At 55.9% G+C, this 20,623-nt stretch carries 17 protein-coding genes and 1 pseudogene; 8 read left to right on the forward strand and 10 right to left on the reverse strand.

The window, feature by feature from the left end; all coding sequences use genetic code 11:
• Window positions 1-3 precede the first annotated feature (3 nt).
• From BSK43_RS16575 to BSK43_RS16585, 3 genes and pseudogenes are all read right to left on the reverse strand, one after another.
• Window positions 4-1,002, reverse strand: a complete 999-nt coding sequence (locus tag BSK43_RS16575) for a 4-hydroxyproline epimerase (RefSeq protein WP_077472980.1) — start codon at window positions 1,000-1,002, stop codon at window positions 4-6.
• Between the two features lie 15 nt (window positions 1,003-1,017).
• Window positions 1,018-1,875, reverse strand: a complete 858-nt coding sequence (locus tag BSK43_RS16580; protein WP_077472981.1) for an ABC transporter permease subunit — start codon at window positions 1,873-1,875, stop codon at window positions 1,018-1,020.
• Window positions 1,872-2,207 (reverse strand): annotated as a pseudogene (locus BSK43_RS16585) (ABC transporter permease subunit); the annotation flags it as partial. The pseudogene BSK43_RS16585 and the gene BSK43_RS16580, both read right to left, overlap by 4 nt.
• 1,134 nt (window positions 2,208-3,341) lie before the next feature.
• On the opposite strand from BSK43_RS16585, the gene BSK43_RS16590 reads away from it, so the two are divergent.
• On the forward strand, window positions 3,342-3,956 hold the full coding sequence (locus BSK43_RS16590) for a hypothetical protein (RefSeq protein WP_077472983.1): 615 nt from the start codon (window positions 3,342-3,344) through the stop codon (window positions 3,954-3,956).
• Here the strand turns inward: BSK43_RS16590 and BSK43_RS16595 are convergent.
• Window positions 3,894-4,601: a hypothetical protein gene (locus BSK43_RS16595; protein WP_136687023.1), complete on the reverse strand. Its 708-nt coding sequence runs from the start codon at window positions 4,599-4,601 to the stop codon at window positions 3,894-3,896. The genes BSK43_RS16590 and BSK43_RS16595 overlap by 63 nt on opposite strands.
• A gap of 677 nt (window positions 4,602-5,278) precedes the next feature.
• Between BSK43_RS16595 and BSK43_RS16600 the strand changes: the two genes are divergently transcribed.
• Window positions 5,279-5,653: a DUF4260 domain-containing protein gene (locus tag BSK43_RS16600; protein WP_077472985.1), complete on the forward strand. Its 375-nt coding sequence runs from the start codon at window positions 5,279-5,281 to the stop codon at window positions 5,651-5,653.
• Between the two features lie 249 nt (window positions 5,654-5,902).
• Here the strand turns inward: BSK43_RS16600 and BSK43_RS16605 are convergent, their stop codons facing one another.
• The gene (locus tag BSK43_RS16605) at window positions 5,903-6,895 is read right to left on the reverse strand and encodes an aldo/keto reductase (protein ID WP_246662603.1); all 993 of its coding nucleotides are present in this window, start codon (window positions 6,893-6,895) and stop codon (window positions 5,903-5,905) included.
• Window positions 6,896-7,257: 362 nt separating this feature from the next.
• On the opposite strand from BSK43_RS16605, the gene BSK43_RS16610 reads away from it, so the two are divergent.
• The 6 genes from BSK43_RS16610 to BSK43_RS16635 all read left to right on the forward strand — a co-directional run bounded on the left by BSK43_RS16610 (window position 7,258) and on the right by BSK43_RS16635 (window position 15,381).
• The gene (locus tag BSK43_RS16610; protein WP_077472987.1) at window positions 7,258-7,839 is read left to right on the forward strand and encodes a protein-tyrosine phosphatase family protein; all 582 of its coding nucleotides are present in this window, start codon (window positions 7,258-7,260) and stop codon (window positions 7,837-7,839) included.
• Window positions 7,840-8,634: 795 nt separating this feature from the next.
• Window positions 8,635-10,020: a caspase domain-containing protein gene (locus BSK43_RS36130; RefSeq protein ID WP_348641754.1), complete on the forward strand. Its 1,386-nt coding sequence runs from the start codon at window positions 8,635-8,637 to the stop codon at window positions 10,018-10,020.
• Window positions 10,021-11,012: 992 nt separating this feature from the next.
• Complete coding sequence (locus BSK43_RS16620; RefSeq protein ID WP_246662619.1) at window positions 11,013-12,287, forward strand: dienelactone hydrolase; 1,275 nt, start codon at window positions 11,013-11,015, stop codon at window positions 12,285-12,287.
• A 247-nt stretch (window positions 12,288-12,534) separates the two neighbouring features.
• Window positions 12,535-13,527, forward strand: a complete 993-nt coding sequence (locus BSK43_RS16625) for an alginate lyase family protein (RefSeq protein WP_205910622.1) — start codon at window positions 12,535-12,537, stop codon at window positions 13,525-13,527.
• A gap of 535 nt (window positions 13,528-14,062) precedes the next feature.
• Window positions 14,063-14,287 carry a hypothetical protein gene (locus BSK43_RS36135; RefSeq protein WP_077471595.1) on the forward strand — a complete coding sequence of 75 codons (225 nt, stop codon included), beginning with the start codon at window positions 14,063-14,065 and terminating at the stop codon, window positions 14,285-14,287.
• Between the two features lie 5 nt (window positions 14,288-14,292).
• Window positions 14,293-15,381 (forward strand): transporter, encoded by a 1,089-nt coding sequence (locus tag BSK43_RS16635; RefSeq protein WP_246662604.1) that lies wholly within the window; start codon window positions 14,293-14,295, stop codon window positions 15,379-15,381.
• On the opposite strand, the gene BSK43_RS16640 is transcribed toward BSK43_RS16635, so the two are convergent.
• The 5 genes from BSK43_RS16640 to BSK43_RS16665 all read right to left on the reverse strand — a co-directional run bounded on the left by BSK43_RS16640 (window position 15,378) and on the right by BSK43_RS16665 (window position 20,623).
• Window positions 15,378-16,448 carry a nucleotidyltransferase family protein gene (locus BSK43_RS16640; RefSeq protein ID WP_246662605.1) on the reverse strand — a complete coding sequence of 357 codons (1,071 nt, stop codon included), beginning with the start codon at window positions 16,446-16,448 and terminating at the stop codon, window positions 15,378-15,380. The genes BSK43_RS16635 and BSK43_RS16640 overlap by 4 nt on opposite strands.
• A gap of 75 nt (window positions 16,449-16,523) precedes the next feature.
• On the reverse strand, window positions 16,524-17,654 hold the full coding sequence (locus tag BSK43_RS16645; protein WP_077471597.1) for a helix-turn-helix domain-containing protein: 1,131 nt from the start codon (window positions 17,652-17,654) through the stop codon (window positions 16,524-16,526).
• Window positions 17,655-18,588: 934 nt separating this feature from the next.
• On the reverse strand, window positions 18,589-19,089 hold the full coding sequence (locus BSK43_RS16655; protein ID WP_077471599.1) for a DUF995 domain-containing protein: 501 nt from the start codon (window positions 19,087-19,089) through the stop codon (window positions 18,589-18,591).
• 32 nt (window positions 19,090-19,121) lie between these two features.
• Complete coding sequence (locus tag BSK43_RS16660; RefSeq protein ID WP_077471600.1) at window positions 19,122-20,066, reverse strand: glycosyl hydrolase; 945 nt, start codon at window positions 20,064-20,066, stop codon at window positions 19,122-19,124.
• 17 nt (window positions 20,067-20,083) lie between these two features.
• Entirely contained in the window at window positions 20,084-20,623 is a 540-nt protein-coding gene (locus BSK43_RS16665) for a DUF995 domain-containing protein (protein ID WP_077471601.1), read from the reverse strand.

Consider the following 20,623-nt stretch of genomic DNA (forward strand, 5'->3'; position numbering starts at 1 on the left):
CTTCTATTTTATCTGGAAACCATAGGCCAAGGGATCACGATCGTCGACGAAGATTGTGTTGTGGCCGATGATCCGCGCCCAGCCCCCAACGCTGGGCTTGATACCCTTGAAGTGTCCAACTTCGATCTCTGCTTCGACGCGACCTTCGAATATCGTGCCGATCAGGCTCTCCTGCCGAAAGCTGTCGCCAACTTTCAGCCGGCCCTTGCCATGCAATTGCGCCAGTCGCGCCGAAGTTCCGGTACCGCCTGGAGAACGGTCTATCGCCTTGTCGCCGTAGAACACGGCGCCCCGTCCATCGGCCTTGCCACTCGTTGGCGCATCGCACCACAAGGCGTGATGAACGCCTCCGATCCTCTCATCCTCGGGATGAACCGGATTGCAAATCGGTTCGAGCGCGTCCCGTAGTCTCCTGCTGATGTCGACGATATCGTCGCTCGACATGCCGTCCAATCCGGGCCAATTGCTCTGCGGTTCGACGACAGCATAGTAGTTGCCGCCGTAGGCGACGTCGATCATCAAGGCGCCGAGCCCCGGCACGTTTACTTCGACATCAGCCGCGTGCAGGTAGCTTGCAACATTGAACATGCGGACGGCCTCGACGAATTCGCCGGGCTTTTCATAGTTGATGTCCACGCGGCCCGCCGGCGTCTCGATGGAAAGCTTGCCGGGAATGCGCGGTGTGACGAGGCCTTCCTCGATTGCCGCCGTCACCAGACCGATCGTCCCGGCGCCGCACATCGGCAGACATCCGCTGACTTCGATGAAAATCACGGTAAAGTCGCAGTCCTCACGAAAGGCCGGATAGATGATTGCGCCTGACATGATATCATGCCCGCGCGGTTCGAACATCAAGGCTTGCCGAACCCAATCATGATCGCGCACGAATACCTCACGGCGTTCGGCGATCGGAAGATGGGGAAGCAAAGGGCCGCCGCCGGCAACGAGCCGTACGGGGTTGCCGCAAGTGTGGGAGTCGATGCAGAAGAAGCTGTGACGCATTCGAGATCTTTCCGTTCAGCCGCGCTTTGCCGATGACCGGGCACGTCCCTGCAAGGCGCCTTTTGACAGCCGGTCGAGCAGGATCGCGATGGCAACGATGGCAAGCCCCGCCCTTAGCCCCAGTCCCATTTCCATTCTGGTCAGGCCCCGCGTCACCTCGGCTCCAAGCCCGCCCGCTCCAACAAGCCCGGCAAGAACGACCATGGCCAGCGAAAGAAGGATGCACTGGTTAAGGCCGACAAGCAGGGTGGGCATTGCAGATGGAATCTCGATCTTGAAGAGGATCGAGCGCGGCGGCGCGCCTGTCGCCTGGCCGAGTTCGAGGAGATCTTTCGGCACTTGGTTGAATGCCAGTGTCGTCAGACGCAACATCGGCGGCACGCCATAGACGATCGTCGCGATAATCGCCGGAACGCGACCGAGACTGAAGATCATGACTGCGGGAATGAGATAAACCCACGGCGGGACGGTCTGCATGATGTCGAGCAGTGGCCTGACAGCCGTCTCGAAGATCTTGTGGCGTGACGCAAGAATGCCGAGCGGAAAGGCGATCGCTACGGAGATGGCAACCGAAACCGCCACCAGGGCCAGAGTCTGCATGGATGCGGCCCAGAAGCCGGTGAACCAACAGAAGGTCAGCGCAACGGCAGTCACCACCGCAACCCTTATGCTGATAGCAAGGGCTGCGCAAACCGCGGCTATGGCAATCACCGCATAGGGCGGCAGGTAAAGAAGTGTCGATTCGATGCCGCCGAGCACCGCTTCGATCACTCTTGTGATGCCTTCGAAGACCGGATGAAAGTTTGTGTTCAACCAATCGACAACAGGAGCAAGATAGGTACCGGGCGAAAACCGGAGAAGGTCGAGGCTCATCTTGCACCTGCCTTAGCGCGGCCGGCTGCGCTCTGCGTCAATCTATCGAGGACCATCGTCAAGATGACGATTGCGATAGCAGCGTTGATGGAGGTGGCGACGTCGAGTGTGCGCACAGCGCTATAAATGGTTTCGCCAAGGCCACCGGAACCGACGATGCCTGCGATCACAACCATGCCGAATGCCATCATCAGGCTCTGGTTGATGCCTGCCAAAACACTCGGGATGGCAAATGGCAGTCTGATTTTCACGAACATTTGCCACGGCGTTAGGCCACTTGCCTGTCCCAATTCGATGAAGGCTTGCGGCGTCATGCGGATGCCGAGCGCGCTGGGGAAACTGGGCTATTCAGGGACGGCCAATTTCGTATCAGCTTCAACGGTTGGAACAATTGAAGGAGCCCTAGCTGGTGGTAGCGGCGTCATTGTCAATATAAAAGTCCCAGGCAGTACTTCTGCGCATGCGATAATTGTCGACGCAGTATCTGGCGGGGCGGTGTATGTTTGCGATCCTTGGCCGGTCGGCATGGGTTCCAGCTATTCCGTACCGATGAGTAGCTTTGAAGCGAACATCGCCGGTAACGTTGTTGTAATTCATCCATAAGATCGACAGAGTAAAACAATACCAATTTAGGCCAAGAAATGAGAATCACCTGTGATGTATACTTGACGCAAGAAACTCTCGGCGCCAATGCGTGCCTTCGTTTAGCAAAAGTGTTCACCGGAGGGATTAAATTCGAATCTGTGTGCCTATATTTTCTATGAATCTGCCGAGGATAGACGCAGTATCGTTGGTGTCATGCCTAAAAAAGGGAGGAGTTTCCTCTTTTAATGTTCCCATTTCTTATCGCAATCCAGATAATATTTCGGAAGACAACGCGCGAGAAATCGCCAGAAATTATATGAGTTCGGAGTTTCTGTCTCTTTCTAGTTCGAATACTTTGAATCAATACTCTCCTGTTTATTGGGCATTTCCTGTTTTGGAAAAGAATAACAACGGAATGGAAAGGTCTGGTGGAAGGTACATCTATGTGGATAAGATCGATGGTCACATTTGCTCGCACGAAGATGTTGTTGAATATAACTATGATTACAATAATTATTCTCTAATATTGATAGTTGTTATACTTAATTGTAAATAGATTCTGGCGGAGTATGCTGAGACCATCGTCTCAACCAGCTGCAGCTCAGCGCAATACAGAAGCTTTGCATTTCTGCCAATTGGTGGATCAAAAATAACTTGAGTTCTTCAAACTGAACCGGCTTTGGCTAGATGTTTCCGATAAGACGGAAACATCTAGCCACCCCGACAACACCGTCTTCTCTGCCGACACGATTGACGGCAAGGTCGGTGGCAATCTCAATATCGTCTCGACACCGAACACCGGCAGCCAGTCGAACAGCTCGGCCTCGCTCGGCTTCTCCTTCACCGGTCCGACGATCGGCAATACTGCCGGACAGTCGCTGTTGACATCAGGCGATATCGGCACCGCACTCGGCGGTCTGACGTTGGGCGGCGTGCAGCCCGGCTTCTGCTCCGGCAAGGGTTCGACCAACTGGACCGATACGCCGGCCGGTCTCTACTCCACCGGCGACCAGACCATCACCGTCGGCGGCAATGCCAATCTTGCCGCGTCTAGGCTGATCTCGACCGATGGCGAGGTCAATCTCGACACCGGCACGCTGACTTGGTCCGACTTCGTCGGCACGCAGAAATACCAGGGCTATGAGGTCAATGCCGATATCGATCTCTATTCCGGCACCGACGCCAATGGCAAGAATAAGAACAATTCCAGTGCCAGCGGTAAATACCAGCTCGACGATGTCGAGCAGTCGGTCAACGCGGCGATCTCAAGCGGTCGCAACGCGACTGCTTCCGGCGGTGGCGCGGCCGGCAATGTCACCGTCCGCAATCCCGACCAGCAGGCTTCGCTCGAGCAGGATGGCGCCACCCGGCCGGTCGATCAGATCAATACCGATCCCTCCAAGCAGAATGTCATCACCAAGGATAAGCCCAATTCACGAGCGCGCGCTGGTTGCGCCTCGGGATTTCGTCAGCAAGATCGGCCTGAAGTGCCGTAATAAGGCCTCGTCCCAAGACGCCATGTTACCTTGCCAATCACTGTCATCTTCTTCCAGGTATGAAACTGATCCATGCGGTCTTCCCCTCCATCGGCGCGGATAGGTCAATGCAATGATTTGGGCGTTGCCATATTGGTTGGTTGCCCACGGAGCGCAGGCAATCTCCGAAACAATGTCAGCATCGAGAAAGATGTCCATTCCCTGGATCTTGTGGGGATAGAAGTTCTCTATGTTGTTTTGCGTGTTGCTGAGGACGATATAGCGGATGGGCTTTTCGAGCATTTTCAGAAAGTTATTACGAAGACGCTCATATTTTGCTGCAATTTTCTCCACGTCGTCCTGGTTGACCTCGTCGCTTAACTTCTCATGCCAAAACCAAAGTTTGAAATCCTCCAGTCGCAGGGCTTCTCTAGCATGGACCGGCACATACAGAGATTGGGGGGTGATTGGCCCAATGAGCAGGCGGTTCACGACTTTTGCTATCTCTGACGAGCTGACAAATACCCAATTGAAGAATCCGGACCGTTCGCGCAGACGATCATTTAAGAGGGAAGAGAGAAATCCTGCATGCTGCTGCAACTGTTGAGCGGTTTGGCAAGAGACGCCGATACTGATAAAAGCCTGATTTTCGCTGACTATAGACATCTACATAGCCGAAGAGTGCCGAGTTCCGTCGAGATATGGCCGCCGTGCTGCTGGTGCCGGTACCGCGAGGCCGACTCTGATCTATGAAACTCTCACCATGTTGAACCAACGTCGTACTTCGCAAAAGAGTAGACGGGATGAGTTTCCTATGGAAATCAACAGTTTGAGAGCGCGTCGGGCAATGGTGCTCTATCCTCGCGGCTCTTAGAAGCCCTTCAGGCAAGATACAGTGCTGATGGATGGCCGCCCTTCGCTCTGTCGATGGATGTCGAAGGTGGACAGGACATGAATTGTTCCACGGCGATCGGTGTCATTGGCAATGCGAGCCTCATCCTGCTTAGGGCAGGGTCTCGCTGACTTTCTGAGCAGGATCCCCTATCGCAAATGGCTTGGTAGTGAATTTCGTCGTTTTCTGACGTGTCTTTTCACTTGAGGCTGATCCTGCGAGGCGGAACCAGGCCTTTGAAGTGCTTCGCTTTTTTGAATCGATTGCAGGTTACCGTGAAGTGGAAAATGGGGTGAGTTTCGCGCGAAATTCAACACTCACTGCGAGGCATCATAGAAGCGTCTTCGAAGTGATAGGTATTCATTTATGAATAGCTGGTAGTAAAGTTTAGTCAATTTTGTATCTCAGCCATCAATGTTATCACTCCGACATAAAAGTTGGAGATTGAGTTATGACAGGTTTCGTCACTGGAATACCTAAAGTGCTTCTTCGCCTTGAGGGGCTTGGTGTACTCGTTGCCGCTACGGCCTGGTACGCTACACTGGACGCCAGTTGGTGGCTGTTTGCCGCCCTGATCTTGGCCCCCGACCTGTCAATGATCGGCTACCTCGCCGGTAAGAAAGTGGGTGCCGCGCTTTACAATGCGGCCCACTGGTACATCCCACCACTTGCTGTGATCGCTTGGGGAATGGTTGGACACGCAACTGTGGTCTTGGCCGTCGGATTGGTATGGGCTGCCCATATCGGCCTAGACAGAGCGCTCGGCTACGGGCTTAAATACGCAGAAGGTTTTGGCGTGACACATCTGGAGTCAATCCGGCGTTAGGGAGCCATACGTCTTCACAGGACCGGTTGCGAGCAGGATTATCTCCGTAATGCATGATCGCAATAGGTCTACGTGGCCTGAATCGCGTGGACCGCCGCAGACACCACCATCTCTATTTGCGTGTTGACGCGATCTTGGCGATGACGTGGTGCTTCAGGCAGTTGGTAACGGAGTGGCCGCGGGTTCGATCCACTCGATGCCCTTACGGTGGACTCGGCCGGCAGTAACCCTCGATGCGCGCAATCGCGTCTAGAGATTGGCGAGTTCTGCGTCGATACGGTCCATCAGTTCGTCAGGTAGCGGCCCTTTCTGCAGCGCCCCGACGTTTTCTTCCACCTGCGCAACGGTTCGGAATCCGGGTATCGGCAACGTACGGCTGGAGCGCGCCCAGAGCCAGGCAAGGGCGCCTTGCGTTAGCGTACGCCCATCCGCAGTCAGCAAGCTACGCACAGCATCCAGCCGCGCTGCAAATTCTGGCGCGATCTTGCCGTCCTTGAAATAAACCATCCAATCAAGGCTCGCACCGCGGACGTCATTGGCACCCACGTGCTTTTCGGCTGTGAACTTGCCGCTGAGAAGCCCCATGGCGAGCGGGCCGCGATTGATCGAGATGAGGCGATTCTTTTCGACCACATCGATTATCTCGGGCACTGCCTCAAAGACGTTCATCGTGTGTTGGACGGAAACGAAACCCTCCCGCGCCGCATGGCGGGATGCGCGATCGGGATAGTCGGTGCTCCAACCGAACGCATCGATCTTGCCTTCAGTTCTCAGGGCTTCAAGTGTTTCGAAGACCTCGTCGGATGCCTCCGGTGGAAAATCATTCAGATGAAACTGCAGCAGATCCAGTCGCTCGCGCTTCAGTCGCTGCAGCGACGTCTCGGCAGAGCGGCGAATGAAAGCTGGATCGGCAAAGGCGCCCGTTGCCTGCTTGCTTTGCTCATCGGTTGCGAAACCGAACTTCGTCGCTATGACAATATCGTCGCGATTGCCGATAGCTTTCCCGACAATTTTCTCAGAGTGACCCGCCCCATAGTTCGAAGCCGTATCGAAGACGCGGATACCGAGATCGGCGGCACGATGAATGGCGCGGATCGACTCGCCGTCGTCGACCTCTCCCCAGCCAAGTGGCACATCGCCTGCGTAGAACGGTCCGCCAATTGCCCAGCAGCCCATGCCAAGCCGCGGAACCTCACGGCCGTTCCATAGATCGATCGTTGTGACCTTACCAGGCTTCCTCACCGGGATATCCTCCTCTGTCGCCAATTGTTGACAATCAATAGGGGATGATCGAGATCGGCGCATACCGCAAATTTTGCCGCATATTTTTCACCGATGAAAAGCAGTGGCTGTCATCGCAGAATGGCAGGCCGCATCGATCTCGATCACGCCGAAAGCGTGACAGAGAAGTCTCGGCAATCCGGGGCAATCCACCGCGGAAGCGGGTGTACCGCCTGGTTTTGGATTACGACCGAAGTGACCGGAAGTTCTGGGCTGGAGGCAACGGGCTACATTGACCTCAGACGAAACGGCGCGCAAAAAGAGCCACAATCCAGAATGAAATTCGTCCTGGGACCACAATCGGCATATGGAAGTTAAGCAAGATGGAATTGATGTTCGCCCCTGAGTTGACGGTTTGTGGAATTGAGGAACTGCCAGCGCAAAGTTCACGCCAGGTAACCCACGTTCTTTCGATCATCGATCCCGACCGCGCTGAGCTTACCGCTTTCGCGGCCTACGGTAATCACTTCCGCACGACGCTTCGTTTTCACGACATCATCAGCCCCATACCGGGTCAAATCATGCCCACGCCCCAGCATGTCGAAGCGATCCTGGATTTCGGACGCGCCTTCCATGACCGGCAGGATCAGAATGCTCCGAGCCACATACTCGTCCATTGCCATATGGGAGTGTCCCGTTCGACAGCAGCGATGATGACCCTGATGGCACAGGCCAATCCTGACGCCTCCGCCGAAGCACTGTTCGAGCGTCTCGTCACGATCCGGCCGCAGGCATGGCCGAACTCCCAAATGATTGCCTTCGCTGACGAGCAACTCGGTCGCGAAGGCGCGCTCGGTAAAGAACTGGCGCGCCACTACGGACGACAGCTCAAAAGCAAGCCCGAATTTAGGGACTGGATGGTCTCACTTGGCCGCGAAGCCGAGATCGAGATGGCTATTTTGTGAGTCCTTGGCTGCCCGCGCATAGACGGCCAAGGGGCAATGCGAGCAGTCCCTCATCGACGTTTTCCAGATACATCGAGCCGATGATATCGAATTTCATCGGCCATCCTGACCCACGGCCAGTGCTGCATTGATGCGCAACTTTCCGCCGGACTGCAGCGATCTCGCGGTTCGGGCTAGCGGAAAGCGGCGAATAAGCACGTGGGATTATACTAAGGTTCAATATGATTTGCCCAGGGTGTGGGATATGGATCCTTGCCCCCGTCGTTGCACGGCGCCCCGCCGAGTGCAGCGGCCTGCCCTGTCGCCACAATCACCCAAAAGTGGTGGCAGGGCTTAGATTTCGTCCGAATTGGTGGAGGGATCAAAATTGAAGGTTTTCCAACTATGCGGCTGCGGTGGAAGCGAAGTTGATGGGAAGATCATGCTGCGCAAACATGACGCTACCTGCCGCTATCGGTAGGCTAGCGTGTCATCATGGCTCAATCCTGAGGATCCGATCTCGCCGGCTCGATGTCAGCCATTGAACTTCGGCTCCTAAGGCAGTGCCTCGCATTGAACGACAGAGGCGGTGAGATCACGGCTTTCAATTTGAAACCGCAGAATATTTTAAGCTCGGCGACGGGTTTTGTTCGATCATCCGTTCAAGCAACGGAGAACCCTATCGGAGATCCGCCTGACGGGAGCTCATTGAGACTGCGACCCACAGCGGTCCGACACTGGAGAGTGAAATTGATTCCATCTTTCAAGATGCTGGCAAGCCGAGGCCGAGATGTTCGACGCTTTGCATTTTTTGCGATGATGTTGGTTTTGGCGGGGGTCGCGGTTGCGAGTTCGGCCGAGGCGCAGAACTCTCCTGAGAAGCGCATAGCGCTTGTGGTTGGCAACGCCGCCTACAAGACGGGCGCATTGCCGACGCCGGCCAATGATGCCGGCCTGATCGCGCAGACACTGCAGGCAGCCGGCTTCGATGTGATCGGCGCGCGTGACCTCGACCAGAACGGGTTGCGCGATACGCTCAGGGATTTCCTGGCAAAGGCGAATGCGTCAGGCCCGAATACCGTGGCTTTCGTCTATCTGGCGGGCTACGGCCTCCAGTATCAGGGCGACAATTACTTTGTGCCGGTGGATGCGCAGATCGCCAATGCGACGGACGTTCCCGTCGAGGCGATCCGGGTGACGGATTTCACCAAGTCCCTGGCGGCGATCAGCAATCGCGGCAGCATCGTCGTGCTCGACGCGGCGAGGGCCAATCCGTTCGCGCAGTCCAACCAGCCGCTGGCCGGCGGCCTGACGCTTGTCGAACCCGATGCGCATCAATTGATCGCGTTCAATGCCGCGCCCGGCACCGTCGCGCCGCCGGAAGCCGGTCCCTATGGTTCCTATGCGCATGCGCTGGCGGAAATGATCCGCCTCGGCGGTCTTTCGCTCGGCGATGTGTTCGACCGCACACGCCTGCGGGTCAGCGATCTCACCAAGGGCGCCGAGATCTCCTGGGACGCCTCGAAGTTCACCAACACATTCACGTTCTTCGATCGCGCTCCCGATGCGCCGGCGGCTCAGGTGTCGACCTATGACAATGCCGCGATCCGCACCAAGGCCATCCGCGACTTCGACGAGAAGGATGCCTATTTCGCGGCACTCGACCGCGACTCGCTGCAGGGCTACGAGGATTTCCTTGCCGCCTATCCGAACGACTCCATGGCGCGGCGCGTCCGTGCCATCATCGCCGCCCGCCGCGAGGCCATCACCTGGCGCGAGACCTGGATTGCGGATACGCCGCAGGCCTATTGGTCTTACCTCAGGCGTTATCCGCGCGGCCCGCATGTCTGGGATGCCCGCCGCCGTCTCGATCACTTCGAGGCAGCCCTGGAGCCGCCGCCGTCATTCACCGTGATCGAATATGACGTGCCGCCGCCGCCACCGACGGAGATCGTCTATGTCGATCGGCCGGTGCTTTATTTCGACGATGCCGATTTCGGCTATGCGCCGCCGCCGCCGGTGTTTTCCTGGCGCCGCCGCCACCGGATTTCGTTGTGCTGGCACCGCCGCCGCCCGTGGTCGACCTCTATGTTCTGCCAGTGCCGGTCTTCGTTCCGGTCGCAGCCTGGGTGCTGCCGCCGCGCGATATCGCTCCGCCAGAAAACAACATCATCTTCAACAACATCCACAACACGGTCGTGAACAATACGGTCATCAACAACAGCACGACCGTCAACAACACCACCGTCAACGAGACCGGTGCTGCACCCGCGGCGCCCGGGCTGACGACCGGGCAGAAGCTGGCCGGAGCTGCCGTCATTGCCGGCGCCGGTGCGGTTGCATTGCATGTGGCGCTTCCGCCTTCGATACAGAAGAAGGCCGCGGTTCTGCAGAAGCCGAACCCGGCGGCAGCCGTAAAAGCGCCTGCCGGCAGCCCCGTTGCTCCTGCAACACAGCCGCAGGCCGGAAATGCTGCCACTGCTCATACGCTTCCCGGCGCCAACGGCCAGCCCTTGCCGGCTGCCGGCAAGCTTCCGGCTGCTCAGGGGCAAGTGCCGACGAAGCAGGCGCAATCGCCGCAAGCAGCACCCGGCGCCGCGCATAATCCTCCGGCCACCGCTGCTGCCAAACCTGCTCCAGCGGGCGCGAACGACAATGCGCATGCGCTTCCCGGTGCGAAGGGGCAGCCATTGCCTGTCGTTGGCAATACGCCTCCGGTGAAGGGTCAGGGTCGGGTGGCAAAGACGCCGCCGCCGCAAGCCGCTCCGACCGCCAAGCAGAACCCGGTTGCTGCAGCACCCAAGCCGAATGCACATGGCCAGGCGGCAAAGCCGGCAGCAGCCCCAGCTGTCGCCACCAGAGCCCCCGCCAAGCCGAGGGCGGTCAACAACAACCAGCCGCATATCGCAGCTGCGCCGCCGCCACGGCATGTGAACCCCGTGGCCGCACAGCCAAGGCCGGCGCCGCATGCGGTCGCACAGGCGAGGGCGCCTGCGCCGAAGCCTCAGGCTCAGCCGAGACCACAACCGCAGCCGAAGGTCGCACAGCAGGTGAGGAGACCTCCGCCGCCACCGCCGCAGAAGCCGCCGGAAAAGAAGAAGTGCGGAGCCCCGGGGCTTCCCGCATGTCACTGATCGGAGGGCCTGCTTAGGCAGGCCCCGTAATCAGCGGCATCTGATTGCAGCAACTTGACCGTGTTGCTCGAAAGGCTTTTTCAACGTCATAGAACCGGCAACCCAGCGGCATTGCGCCACAAACTGCAGGTCGCTCTCGACAAAGGACTTAATGGTAGAACCTATGATTATAGTCCGATGGTTTATGTCACTGTTTGGGATGGGCTGAGACCAGAAGCGAGGGCAATCATGAAGCGCCATAAAGCAGAGTTTGCGAAGACGGTCCGCCAGATTAATTTGGTCCTCGTTGCTATCGCGGGCTTCCTGCTATCCCTGAACGGAATGGCGGTAGGTGCGACAGCGAAGCCAGCTGTTCTCGTCGCAGATGCGGCAGCCCCCATAGATCGGCCGCCCGTATCTCCAGCGCAGGAAACGCAGGTCGGCTTCGACGAAGTGCGGGTTCCAAACGGAAGTGAGCCGCCGCTGATCGGCGGAATATGGTATCCGACCACAGACGGCCCCGGTAATGTTCCTCTCGATGGCTTCTCCCAACAGGTTGCACTCAACGGGGCGGTGAAGGGCCGCGGGTTGCCGCTCATTGTTCTCTCCCACGGCGGCGCGGGATCTTATGCCGGCCATTACGATACCGCGCTTGCGCTTGCCCGAGCTGGTTTCGTCGTCGCTGCGATCAGCCACGCCGGCGACACATATGACGATCAAAGCAAGGTCATGATGCTTTGGCGGCGTCCGGCGCAACTGAGCCGCTTGATCGACTATATGCTGTCGGATTGGCGTGGGCGCGCCGCAATCGATACACGCCGTATAGGGGCTTATGGCTTCTCGAACGGCGGCTTTACGGTGCTGGTCGAAGCAGGCGGAATACCGGGCTTGATGAAAATCGATCCCTACTGCGCCTCTAACCCGACGCACGACCTTTGCACCGCGCTGGCTCAGGCCGGCGTGCATTCGATTTCGGCGATCAACATACCCTCTGACGCCTGGAAGCCGGATCGACGGATCAAGGCGATTGCCGCGGCGGCACCTGCCTTCGGCTTCACGTTTGATCGCGCCGGGTTGGCGTCCGTGAGCATTCCGGTATTGTTATGGCGTGCGGCCGACGACCGACGTCAGCCAAATCCGTGGTATGAGGAACACATTCGCGACGCTCTGCCGCTGGTGGCTGAATATCATGTCGAAGCGCAAGCGGGCCACTATGCCTTTCTTCCCCCTTGCAGTGCTCACATGCTCAAATCCCTGCCCCAAATTTGTGTCGATGCGCCAGGCTTCGATCGGGCCGACTTCCACAAGCGACTGAATGCTGAATTGATCCGCTTCTTTCAGGCAAGCCTACGCTGATCGAGCAAAGTGGGAACAAGACGTGGACGCCGAGTGGCCGGAACAGACCAAGACGGGATAGAGGGCGTTTCACGAGGGCTGGTCAGCGCGTCGCCTGTTAGCCGTTTCTTGCTATGAAGATTATCTCGGGTTTAGGCGACGGATTTCGGTCTCTCGACCGTTCAACCAGCACAAATCTTATGAGAGCCTCAAATGACATAGTTCATCAAGGTTCGGACACATCACGGTCCATTGTTGGAGAGCGAGAATGGTTGCGTCATTCAAATTGCCAATGGACCAAAGCCGGCGATATCAGGCAATTCTTCTTGGCATCCTGCTTGTCTTCATTCTCCCCATCACGGCACGAGCAGATATCTGCAAGGTTCCGCCGCCAGTTTTGGCCATAGACCCTCCCGGCTTTTATGATGATCCGGGCGGCTATAGCGAGGCGATAAAGCCGCTCCATGCCTTTATCGAAGAGGTAAATAAGGTCGCCGACAGTGGCGATCAGGCCTGCCTGGTCGCGCTTATTGATAGCTGGGCGCGGGCCAATGCCCTCATGGCACCGATCAAAGGCTATCAGGGATATTATGAACGCTCATGGGCTGGCGCCGATTTGGCGCTGGCGCTGCGTCGGTTCTTTCCGCAGACAAAGACGGGCGCTCACACCGTTCCTCCGGTCATCTCGAAATGGCTTATCGACATGGCTGCCTCCACGCGGGATGCGAACGCCATCAACCGGCTGCACAACAATCTGGTCTACTGGGCAGGCCTTGATCTTGCAGCAACGGGAACACTGACGAACCGACCCGATCTGATCGACGCCGGCATCGCTCGGGCGCGAGAAGGTATCAAGGATATTCAACCAAACGGTACGCTTCAGCGTGAGCTCAAACGCGGCGACCGGGCTCTTCATTACCATAACTTTGCCCTCATTCCATTGGTCTTCACAGCGGAATTGGCGCAGGCGAGGGGCATCGATCTGTATTCGGAAAACCATGGCGCCATACGACGCCTGGCGAACTTGGTAATCAATGCCGTCATCAATCAAAACAGCTTTTCGGCCTACACCTCTACACCGCAACACCTATTTCCCTGGACTTTTGCCGGCGATCTTGCCTGGATGGAGCCATATCAAGCCCGCTTCCATGATTCACGTTTGGCGGCCTTGATTGCTCCGCGTCGACCATTTATCAACCCGCGGCTCGGCGGCAACGTCACGGCGGCGTGGGCCAGGCCGCCGGCAATGGGGCATTCCTAGTGCCGAAAGCCCGCATGAATAAAAATGCACGCAAGCATGCTCTGGTGAAGATGGTGCGAAGCCGTCTTCCCAACATTCCGCGTCGATCCTGGTTTTCAATCGGCGCGGAGGGCTGACCCCTTATCGGCGTCTAATCTTCACCTCGCTGCGGGCGATCAGCGCTTGGCCTGCCCGGTGCGTATCGGGGTTGCAAAGGGTGGGCCAAGTGCGATTGATGGGCGTTAGAAGGCTTGACGCTCACAAGATGAGATGAAGTATATGTGACAGCATAATTCGAAGATATCCGAAAAATACAGAGATACTTTTCCCATATTTCTGAGGTTGCTGTAACTGAAAATAGATAACTATTAAAGCGCCAATTTTATAAGTGAAAATTTCACGGCATTGAAGGATTATATAAAAGATATTGAAATGCATAATATATTAATATACAATAAAGTTGTATCAAATTTCAAATATTATGTATCCTTTAGTTGAAATTTGATCGTGTATATACTCTATACTTGGAATTTTCGCTTTTAAGTGGGAGGGTTATATGGTTGATCATGATGAAGCAAGGAATACCGGGCCAAGCAGGCGAGAGTTTGTGGAGGGTTGCGGGAAGTTTGCGGTGGTAGCTCCCCCCGTTTTGACTTTCTTGCTTTCCACGACAATGACGTCGGGCGCTATAGCCAAATCCGGTCACGGCAACAATGGATACGGCAACGGTGGTGACGATGGTGTGCCGGGTCACTCCGGAAAAGAAGATATAGATCGCTGATCGTCTTGCCAGAAGATCTGCTGGTGCTGCCAGGTCAGCGCACGCTGGTTAAACAGCTGGGAAATGCGTTTGTTTTGTTCAGTTGCAACGAGCAAAGGCTGTACGAAATAGACGCACCAGCCGCTTGGACATGGCAGCAAGTTGCCTGCGATGCTGTAGGTATAAGTTGGAGCTGTCTGTCGGCGCGACTGTCATCTGAGTTCGGGTTAACTGGTGCGGACGCAAGAACTCTACTCGATCGATATGTCGAGCTGGGTATCCTCCATGCTTGTATGGTATCTGTCTTTGCCATTTGCATGAATGACACGAGATGGATGATCGAGTCGCCAAAGGCACTCTCAGGAGAATTGAAAGAGCTCTTTCGCGGCATCCTTATTCCAATCAAGGCGCCGTGGGAACATCGTCTTGTTGTCATCAGAAAAAACTTGGAACGATACGACCTGATTGCAGAAGACGAATGTCTGGGGACTTTCAGTCGCTCAGAAATAGTGCCGGCGGTAAAATCGTTCTTGACGGACGCCTTGCTGCAAACAGAGTTTACGTTGGCTCTGCACGGAGCTTTCTTGCGCTGTGGAGATATGCATCTGCTAATCGCGGGGCCTTCGGGAGCCGGAAAAACAACCCTTGCGCTTGCACTGGCCGCAGATAACCGGTGGTCAGTGGAAGGTGATGACATTGTCCTTGTCGATGAAAAGAGCCAGCTCAAAGGCGTCTCGTTTCCAATCGCGATCAAGAATGGCAGCTGGACACTTTTGCAAGATCGTTTTCCGCAACTCGCGACGTGCCCCGCTTACGTTCGCTCCGACGGCAAGATTGTCAAATTTCTTCCCACCGACGCCGAAGGCGATAACAGCCCATCCCTTCGCGCGACGACCATGATCTTCATTCGCCGGAGTGAAGTTGGACAATGTTCGCTGTCGAGAATGGCGCCTTTGATGGCCTTCCAAAGACTGTTGGCTGAAGCGGCCGCACCCGCTCACAAGCTGACTGATCGCGCCTTCAGATCATTGGGCGAGCTTGTCAATAGATCGCAGGCATTTGAAATGGAGGTCGGCAGCCTAGAAGACGCGGTTCAGGCGATACGCAGCCTTTAGATTTCTCCCGACATCCGAGCCATCATGATTTTCTGCCCCTTTTGAACGATGCGCCTGGGCAATTCCTTCAATGGGCCACGAAATCGCCAATGAATCTGCGCGGTTCTTATGCTCCAGGCGGCATTTCCCATAGATCGGACGGCGTAGCCCAGCACCGGATGGTTTTCACGGCTCCTCAGATAAGAATGCAATCTTAGCCACGACGGCATGGACCCGTCTTGCGCGATTTGGGTTGCGAAAACAGAACGAAGTGCCGCCATCTGCGCAGCCAGCATGGCTCGACCTAATGGATCTGAGAGCAAAACATGCAGTTCTTTCCAATTGATCCCATCATCGCTGCTGGAAAGCTTGTATAGTTCGAAGAGGTTTCGCAAATTGATGTGAAGATTCCAGAAATGGCCGTCTTTCAGCAGGTCATGCACAATCCAATGCTGGGCCTGAAGGGTGGCTGAAAGAACGTGAGCTTTTCCTGAGCCGATGGCAATTTCTCGCTGGTGTTTTGCCAGCACCGGATCTGAAGGCCAATATTCGGGATATCGGCCAGGTGGGTAGTGCAAATCGACTGCGCCTACGTCTTTCGCTCTACCCCAGCCGAGAGCAGCAATTGGAGCATATTGCAGTTTAAGCAAGCACTCTTCAGCCATTCGTCTTTCATCGCTAGCGACTGTGACATCCAGGTCTCGCATGATCCGAGCGCTTGGCTGCTCTAAGCTTGCCATCGCCAGCAATGCTGTACCCTTGGTGAGCAGTGGTACTATTCCAACGAAGTTCAACGCTGCAACCAGTTCTTCCAGTTGATCGAGCAGCCTTAAATTTCTTGCGACATTGCAGCGGTGAATGAAATTAAGGAAGGAGGCTACCTCATCCGGGAGGAGGGCTTGCCGCTCTTTCTGCGAAACTGCTGTCCATATTGCTGGCGTCAGCAAGGTCTCGTTTGCAAGTGCCAGAACCGCTTCCCAATCCCTTACAACGGAAACGTCCCCCATGAGGCAGGAGGCGAGCTGAGTATTTATTCTTTCAGTGGTGCGAACGATGCTTATGTTGTTTCTCCTTCCCGCACCTGACAAGGACAGACACTCTGATTGCGGACTGTCTCGCTTTTCTATGCTTCGACTGATTGAGCGCCGATCACCGGTTTTAAACTAAATCCCAAGTGTGCTTAGCCAGCCGCTAAAAGTCGGCGCTTCTGCCGTGCGCGGTAGGCGCGTCATCTGACACTCTCCGGTGTGCCTGCGCACGTCACTTGGGCTGTAGCCGAATTCATGAGTGAAGGCGCGACTAAAGTTGGCCGCTGATTCAAAGCCGAGCTCGTAGCCGATATCGACTATTTTTCGATTATTTATCGGGTCGGCAATTGCCGCATGAGCTGCCAAAAGCCGTCTTCTTCTGATGTAATTCAAAACGCCGCCCGATGTCTGGAAAAGCTCATAGAGCCGAGTTCTAGAGATCGCCAATTCCCGACTTAATGCATCTGGCGTAAGGTCCGGCGATCCCAGATTGTTTTGGATGAATCGACGGGCCTTGTTCATCAACCCGATGTGAGAGGTTCGGTCGCCGTCCGCGCAGGTGTCCACGAGTGGTGCAACGCTATGGAATATCATCTCCTGCAGCTGGTTTCGCACACTATGCAAATCATCCTTCGTCAAGCGGCTCAAGTTTGCCTCAAGAAATGAAACATAGTCGGACAGAAGGCTCACCCGTCGGCCTGCGAAGACAATATTGTTGCTGGTGCCAGGCAATCCACCATGTTCCGCGAACAGATCGCACGGCAAAATGAGCATGACGGATTTGGCGCTGAGGGTACGCCCATAAAATGGACAGCCGAGTGCCCGGATCTCCATCATGCCCGGTTCGTTTTCGACGACATGCCCATTGACGCTCGTCCACGTTTTCCCGGTGCGCAGAAAAGTGATCTGCCAGTGATCAATGGAGCTAAAGCGTATCTTCTCAGTCGAGCGTTCATAACTGAACGCCGGCGTATCCTGCTGTATAAGAAGAGCGCCTTCGAGGTTCCATACGGTTTGCTCGACCGGAAACGTGTCATCAGCTTTGAGCCGATCTTGCAGACGTATGTCGACGAGCGGCGTCATACGTTCTTGCCACATTGAAAACTGTTGGTCGGCGGGGACATCCGATGTGGAGAAGGGGAGCGAGATCAGCTCAGGCAATTCATCCAGCCTACCACAAAGAGGGGTTTGCGAGATGCGCGGCCATCGACGTCTTTCCACAAATTCGGGTTGGTCAGACGAAGCTTCAGTTTTGCTCCACATCATGGTAATGGCCTCTCGACAATAAATGCGAAACCGCCGGGCGGAGCGCACGGCGTGTTTGTAGCCGGTTGCTTTGGATCCGAATGTGTAAGTAGCCAATTAAAACCGGAAGTGGCCGTGATGCAGCCAACAGTTTCAGTCTCAACAGGTCGGGCAGTCGCCGACCCCGCTCCCTGACCGCGAAGCTGATGAATGGATCGCAATGAAGGAGCAGTGTTGGTTTGTGAGGAGAGAGTTCTGGCTAGAGGCGATAGATCGAAAGACGGGCCAACAGAAGCGAGCCATGCCCGACCGAAGGTCCTGGGCAGCTCTTGTCCCGCACGCCGAAAGAATGCCCTCACACACAACATCGCTACAGACCTTAGCCTGAGCCCCCACTGAAGAGTTAAGCAGAATTCGTTAATATTTTCAAGATATTTATAAGCAGGACTTAAATATTCCCCGCCGCGACGAACCGGGGAAAGTGATATTGGAGATTAAACCTATGGCGGCAGATCGAGAGTATCGAAATCTATTTCGTAATCACATTCTGATTGCATCTTTTATTTCAGCAATTCTTCTGATTGTGTCTCCGATAGGGCTATCTATTGGCGCAGATGCGTCAGAGCTGCCGCAGGGCAAGGACGCAACGATTAAGCTGTATATGAAGAAGTACGAGAAGAACGATGTCGTCCATTACAGCGGTAGCTCACTCGCGAAAACCGTGAAGGTGTCATCCGAAGAGTACTTCAAAGGCTCTCCCTATGTTTGTACACCGAGCGGATTCGGACGGACGTCGCATTGTCGGACTCGCAGTTTATTTTGAGGCAACGGTAAAACCGCCTCGCACTGCTTGAGAAAAAGAATAGGGGCCTCGTGTTGGGCGACGAAACGGCGAAACATGGGGGCGCAAGCCGTTTCGCCATCCTGGCGATGACCCCTATTTGAGAATGCGACCTCAACCGGGAAGATGTTTGCGAACATAATCTCCCGGCCGCAGTTTCAGAATTTCGTCATCATGTCTTGTTGGGTTATGACGGAACACATACCATTTCCCGCCTGATGCTCGTTTCTGATAGATGACACCAGCTTTCTTGCGATGCAGGAAGCAGGATAGGTTGGATGCGGCGCTCTTCCTGCTGTACCAGACGGCCCTCATGCATAGCTTGCCGCTGTTGGTCGCATACCACATGCCCCTTGCGTAGGATCTCTGGCCGTTGTCGTGGGACCACGCCGTGAAGCGGTTATGCTTGTGTGAGAAGAAGCCTGCCCCCTTCGTCCAGATCCAGGAGCGTCCTGCATAGAGTCTTTTGAGCGCGACGGCGGTCATCGGGTCGGCCTGGCGTGCGGCTCGCGCGGTCATCCGATCGATTTGATGCTGTGTTGCTGCATTCGCGGTGCCGATCGAACACAATATCGAAACCGCAACGGCCAGTATTATGTAACGGAACGAAGACATTGTGGTTCTCCTTTAACTCTGCACCGCGCCAATCAATTCAATAGCGGGCTCGCGACGCGCCAATCCGGCCGGCCGAGACCATCCGGCCAAGGATAGACTTCACGGTCGTCAAAATAGACGACTGCTGTCAGGTCCGGGAATTCAGGGTGCGGCTTGTTGGCTTCTTCAGCCCATGCGTGCACATAGGCCTCGTTTCCCTGATAACCCAGCTCTGCGATAACGATCGGCTTCTTGAAGCGTTTGACGCGATCGTAACCGGGTCTGGTGGCGTCCACGAAGGTCGAGTCATGGCCGAGCTTGAGTTGATCGAACGGCTGGTATCCAAAAACGGACAGCCCGATCACGTCGACGAATTGATCACCTGGGTAGTAGGCTTCGAGCCCGTCCTTGCCCATTGGGGACCACATATATTTTGCCGAAGGCAGGCTTTGCCGGCATATCTCAATCGCATGCCGATAGGCCTTGATATAGCCTTCCGGTTTCCAGTAGGCCCAGGTGAATTGCCCGTTCTTTTCGTCCATTTCTTGCGCCCACCGAATGGTGACGGGCCTGTTGAGCTTGGCCGCCGCCGAGCATATCGCTGCCATGTTGGAGTCGTAATGGCCCGCGAGAATGCCGCTGAGAAGATCGTCCGGAGTGACGCGCCAGTCGCGTGCCCAGGACCACGGTTCGACCGTGATCAGCAGCGAACGTCCGCGTTTGCGCGCATATTCGTCCGCCGCGCCAAGCGTCGACAGATCGACATCCTCCCAAGGGAGGAACAGATGCTCGATCTTGGGGTTGGTGTCGTTGGAGAAGTCCCCATTGGGATCATAGGCTCCCCCCGGAAGCGATTGCGATGTGATGATCGGCCTCTTGTCACGAAACAAGGTCTGGTCCTCGGCTTTCGCATCAAGACCGTTGCTGGCGGCGTAAACCGCTCCATAGAGTGCGGCTGCTCCCAGCAAGGTTGCCGTCAGTTTTGAAAGGGTTTTCATCGGATAGTCTCCTTCCCCTATTCGGTCTTGCGAACGCTGATGGAGGCCTTTAAGGCCGCCAATCGCTGCGAGACCAGATCGTCGGCGATCAATTTCGCCGCCTCGTCGGTATTGTTGATCGTTGGATGGCGGAACACGAACCACGCTCCGCCCGCTTCCCGCCTCTGATAGACAGTTCCATCGTGGATCTGGTGAAGAAAGCAGGTCTTGGCGGGGAACTGGCCGCTTGTCGCATGCCAGATCGCGTTGAAACACAGACGCCCAGCGTCAGTCACGGTCCAGCGTCCCTCAGCCCAGGATTGCCCTTTGGCTCCGTCGACCCAGGCGGAAAAACGCCGATCGGCATCCTGCGTTCGGCCCGCGCCATCGGGCCAGCTCCAGGTCTTATCGCGATAGAGGATATATAGCTCATTCGCCGTCATAGGCCGCGCGCCCTCTGGCAGCTTTACATCCGTTGCTGCTCTTGCCGTATTGCCGCCGGCAGCAAGAGTGAGGCCGATGGCAAGTATCATCGCTCTTGCAGGGGCAAAGGAGGTTTCTTTGTTCGATGGCTTCAT

Source organism: Rhizobium sp. P44RR-XXIV (assembly GCF_001999485.2).
Taxonomy (GTDB): Bacteria; Pseudomonadota; Alphaproteobacteria; order Rhizobiales; family Rhizobiaceae; genus Rhizobium.